4 protein-coding genes are annotated in these 4336 nt (G+C 38.3%); all 4 read right to left on the reverse strand.

What is annotated here, in order from left to right; all coding sequences use genetic code 11:
* Positions 1 to 83: 83 nt before the first annotated feature.
* The 4 genes from mobV to LKACC16343_RS14070 all read right to left on the reverse strand — a co-directional run bounded on the left by mobV (position 84) and on the right by LKACC16343_RS14070 (position 3697).
* Positions 84 to 1169 carry a MobV family relaxase gene (mobV, locus tag LKACC16343_RS14050; protein ID WP_056950758.1) on the reverse strand — a complete coding sequence of 362 codons (1086 nt, stop codon included), beginning with the start codon at positions 1167 to 1169 and terminating at the stop codon, positions 84 to 86.
* A 580-nt stretch (positions 1170 to 1749) separates the two neighbouring features.
* Positions 1750 to 2625: an SDR family oxidoreductase gene (locus tag LKACC16343_RS14060; protein WP_012478242.1), complete on the reverse strand. Its 876-nt coding sequence runs from the start codon at positions 2623 to 2625 to the stop codon at positions 1750 to 1752.
* Positions 2626 to 2779: 154 nt separating this feature from the next.
* Positions 2780 to 3469 carry a replication protein gene (locus tag LKACC16343_RS14065; protein ID WP_012478241.1) on the reverse strand — a complete coding sequence of 230 codons (690 nt, stop codon included), beginning with the start codon at positions 3467 to 3469 and terminating at the stop codon, positions 2780 to 2782.
* 72 nt (positions 3470 to 3541) lie between these two features.
* Complete coding sequence (locus tag LKACC16343_RS14070; protein ID WP_004906453.1) at positions 3542 to 3697, reverse strand: ribbon-helix-helix protein, CopG family; 156 nt, start codon at positions 3695 to 3697, stop codon at positions 3542 to 3544.
* Between the last annotated feature and the right edge of the window lie 639 nt (positions 3698 to 4336).

Consider the following 4336-nt stretch of genomic DNA (forward strand, 5'->3'; position numbering starts at 1 on the left):
GACAGACACAAAGTTAACTACGTTCAATCTAGTGAGATGTTAAATTAAGCTCTTAAACGCCATTTTAAGCCCATATAAGTGTTTTAAAGATGTGGACCGCCTAATTCATCAGATTTATGCCTGTCGAATTCCTGTGAGCTTTCAGGGGCTTTTTTAGACGGTTCTTTTAGTCCTGCACGCTCTAGCCACTTTTCAGGTAAATTAATACCTAGTTTTTTGTGTAGAAACTCATCAACATTGCGCACAATGTCTTGAAGTGTTCCGACTAACTTTCGCAAACGAACATTTTCTCTTTCGAGGTCATTATATTCCCACGTTGTTCTAGTCAGTTTATCTCCTAACGAGTCGGCTTCACGCCTTGCTCTAGCATGCATTTGATTGTAATTATCACTAAAAGACGCCCGTTGTTCCAAATCAGCGAGATCAGATTTATCAACCGTGACTTTATTTTTATTCATCAAGGTGGGTTTACTAGCAATTTTTTTGTTATCCCGTGGCTTGATTTCATCAAGCTGTTTTTTTGTATGTGCAAGCTTTACTTGTGTCTCTTGTTTTTCGGTCTCTATTTTTTTCAATTCTTCCCGCATAGCTTTGTATTCGGGTACTGATAAGTTCTTACGCTCTTTATTTTTGTTGCCACGTTCAACATCAAAGCCATTTTCTTTGAGGTACTGTGGGAATTCCTCTTGAATACGTTGTAAGGCTTCACGATTGAATATACGCTTAGCTGAGAGCTTTTTATCATCATCAAAGGGCACAATGCCCATATGCATGTGTGGGGTCTTTTCGTCCATATGAACGACTGCATAGCGAATATTTTCGTCACCATAGTTATCTGCAAAATATTGTTTGGCTGTTTCAAAATATTTGCGGGTTTCGGCTTCGTCTAATTGCTCAAAAAAATCTTTGTCACTGGTTAGAATCCATTCATTGACTAAAACAGCGTCTTTGCGAACTGCCCGCTTACTCGCTTTGTTTTCGTTGATATAGGCTTCAATATCCGTTTTAAAATTATCAGTGCGCCCAACCACCAAATCATAATTCAGGTGGGAGCGGGAAACATCAATATCTTCGTTGCTGTGATTAGTCGTTTTCCGTTGGTCATGATTGCCAATGCCGACTAAATTATCAGCTTTTAATTTCGTCATTCTAGCCACTGCAAAACTCATTGTATGCACCTCATTTCGGAGTTATCTTCCAAGTAAAGTATAACACACTATACTTTACATTCGTAAAGGTGTGCTCTCCGAGGGTCAAAGCAAGAACCTGGCTTGTGCCAGATTCCCAAAGTCAAAAGCAAAAAAATAACCGCTGCTGCCGTTTCTTTTTCCTAGTAACAGAAATGAGATTTTCACCTTTGCGCTTTTCCGCAACGGTTGCAAATTCATTCCCAAGATCAAGTAAAAAAACCATGGGCTTTGCCCAAACCCACGAGGGAAAAATTTCCCCTCGACCCCCTCCAAAAAACTCCCCCAACCCCCTCACTTTTTGAGGGGGCTCCCTCGCCGGTTGGCAGGACAAAACAAAGTTTTGTCAATGCCGAGAGGGTGGAAAATCAGTGGCTCGTATCAACTCCTTAAATTCCTTCCGCTTTGCTCCAGTCAGACATTTACCGTTGACACTTCCCGTTTATCTTTCCTTCTGGCCAAATAAAAAAAGAGTAGCCGTAGCCACTCTTAATTTTACTTATTCAACAATCGCGCCCGATTGCGGCATACTTAAAAATAATCTCAATATTTTTTTGATCTTCTATTCCTCGATTATTCCATATCCTTCTGGTGCAGGAATCCCATGTTCTGCAGAACGACTGACTGATTCCCACTCTTTCCATGTAGATATACGTTTTTCTGCATTTTCAACAGCTAAATCATAAACAAGGCTTCCTAGAATCAATCGGAGAGGCGGATTCTCACTATTAACCAGTTTCATTATAGCTTCGGCAGCCAACTTAGGGTCACTATCAACTGATTCGGTTGAGTTTTGTTGAGCCAACTTCTCACGTAATGAATCATACTCTTTGTTCTGTGTGGTAAAACTCATTTTTAAGTATAGATTCGTCCAATAGCCTCCGGGTTCAACGATAGATACCTTTACACCAAAATGTGCAGCTTCTTGTGCTAATGCCTCGCTAAATCCTTCTAAAGCAAATTTGCTAGCACTATAGATTCCCGACATTGGACCAGTAATCAGTCCACCAATACTAGATATCTGTATAATATGACCTGATCCTTGTGTCCGTAAGTACGGCATAGCTGCTTGACAAATCCAAATTGCACCATAGAAATTAGTCTCCATTTGACTTCTAACTTCATCTTCACTAAATTCTTCAATCATTCCCAATACCATATTTCCTGCATTGTTAATGACAATATCGATCCTTCCAAAATGTTTAATGGCAGTTTCCACTGTAGTAAAAACAGCACTTCTATCAGTAACATCAAGACTTAACGGAAGTAACATTCCTTCAAACTGGTATTTTAACTCATTAAGTTTTTCAATATTTCTAGCAACACCAACAACCTTATCTCCTGACTCTAGTACTTTTTTAGTGAACTCGTATCCTAGTCCACTGCTCGCTCCTGTAATAAACCATACTCGTGTATTTTCTACGTTACTAAATGTCATAAATAATTTCCTCCATTAATCATGTAATATTTAGGTAGCAATTACCCGATATAAAAAAGGGTGAGTACCAAATATTTTATCCAAAAAAGGCTCAGCAAAAAGGGAAAACAAAAAAACGCAAAACGTAATAGAAAAAGGTATCCAAAATGCAGTTTTATTTCTGTTTTTCATCTCTAATCTCCTTATCGTTCAATATTTCGCCCGTTTCTTTATCAATATCGCCCCTGCCGTATCTTCGTTCTTGATAGACTGCGTCAAAATATAGCCTTACCAAGGCAGTATGCGCACGCAAAACGGAGTTAATTATTTTCATACTAGGAAGCCCATACTCATTACCATGAACTCTAACAAAACGCTTCAATTCACGTATATTAGCTATCCCATATTCATCAATCAAATCACAGACAGTATTCAACATATCGTCTTTATCTTCCACATCAAGCGATATATATCTATCAATATCAAAATTATTAATCAGCGTAATATCTTGTTTATTATATTTATGCTTTTTCTTCTCGATAGCGTCTTTCGACTCATGAGTAAGATATAAATACATACTTGTCATACTTCTGATGACTATTTGTACTTTAGCAATACTCTGATCGCCTAGAAGCTGTTTAATTTTGTACCGAACACTATCAGCAGTAACTGGGTTTTTAGCCACATAGACAACATGATAATGTGGCTTTTTAAAATCTTGTCCTGGCACAGTACTTTTATCTTTATCATGCAATGGACTAACAGCAATTGGGACACCAATTAATTCCAATTTCGACTTCCAATCTTCTGGAATAGATTCGGGATATAACAAAAAGGTGAAGTATCTTGATTTGTCTTTTGCCATAATGGTAGAATAACCTTGTTAGAACAACAATGTTTAGCGGAAACTTTCGTCTTGCCCAAGCCGAGTTTTCGCTTATTTTTTTTGTTCTAATTCCTTTCTTGAATAATCTTCTAAAGCTAAAGCTAAAATCGCAGACTTGGAAAAACCTTTTTCTTTCGCAAGTTTTTCCAAAGTAGAATACTGGTCTTCAGTTAAACTGACCGTAATTCTTTTTTTATTTGTAGCCATATTTTTTACTCCAAACTAAATTAATTTTAAGTACACCACTATTATGCGTTTTTGCAACATTATTGTCAACAATATGTGCTAGAAACCTCTATTTTGCTAAAAACTCGCTAAAAACTCGCCAAAAACTCGCCGAGATATAAAACTCTGTAACCATTGATATCAAAGGCTTAAAATCACTTTTTTATCAAAATTGGCACTCGGCACTTAAAAGGGGGGTCGTAGTACGGGAGCGAAAATCGCTCCCTGCCCCCTGATTTTCAAAATTTTTATTCCACTCAAACCAAAATATGGGCTCCGCCCAAACCCGCAAGCTGTGTCAGCTTGACCCCATAAATGAGCGGGAGCTCCCGCTCAAACTCACCCCGCACTCGCCGTGGGGCAGGCAAAAAAAGCAGGTGTGCTTTTCTTTGCATGCGCAAAAGTGTTTTATCCGCTAGTCTATCAACTCCTTAAAGCCTCAAAAAAGGGGCTAACTGCTAAAGCAGCAAGCCCCTTTAATTCGATTTACCGTTGACAGACACAAAGTTAACTACGTTCAATCTAGTGAGATGTTAAATTAAGCTCTTAAACGCCATTTTAAGCCCATATAAGTGTTTTAAAGATGTGGACCGCCTAATTCATCAGATTTATGCCTGTCGA

The sequence above is a fragment of the Companilactobacillus bobalius genome, assembly GCF_002179915.1.
GTDB lineage: Bacteria > Bacillota > Bacilli > Lactobacillales > Lactobacillaceae > Companilactobacillus > Companilactobacillus bobalius.

What these genes read in the sequence shown, in the direction of transcription:
- LKACC16343_RS14070 (WP_004906453.1), bottom strand. Translation starts at nt 3,697, where the DNA reads ATGGCTACAAATAAAAAAAGAATTACGGTCAGTTTAACTGAAGACCAG.
- LKACC16343_RS14060 (WP_012478242.1), bottom strand. Translation starts at nt 2,625, where the DNA reads ATGACATTTAGTAACGTAGAAAATACACGAGTATGGTTTATTACAGGA.
- mobV (WP_056950758.1), bottom strand. Translation starts at nt 1,169, where the DNA reads ATGAGTTTTGCAGTGGCTAGAATGACGAAATTAAAAGCTGATAATTTA.
- LKACC16343_RS14065 (WP_012478241.1), bottom strand. Translation starts at nt 3,469, where the DNA reads ATGGCAAAAGACAAATCAAGATACTTCACCTTTTTGTTATATCCCGAA.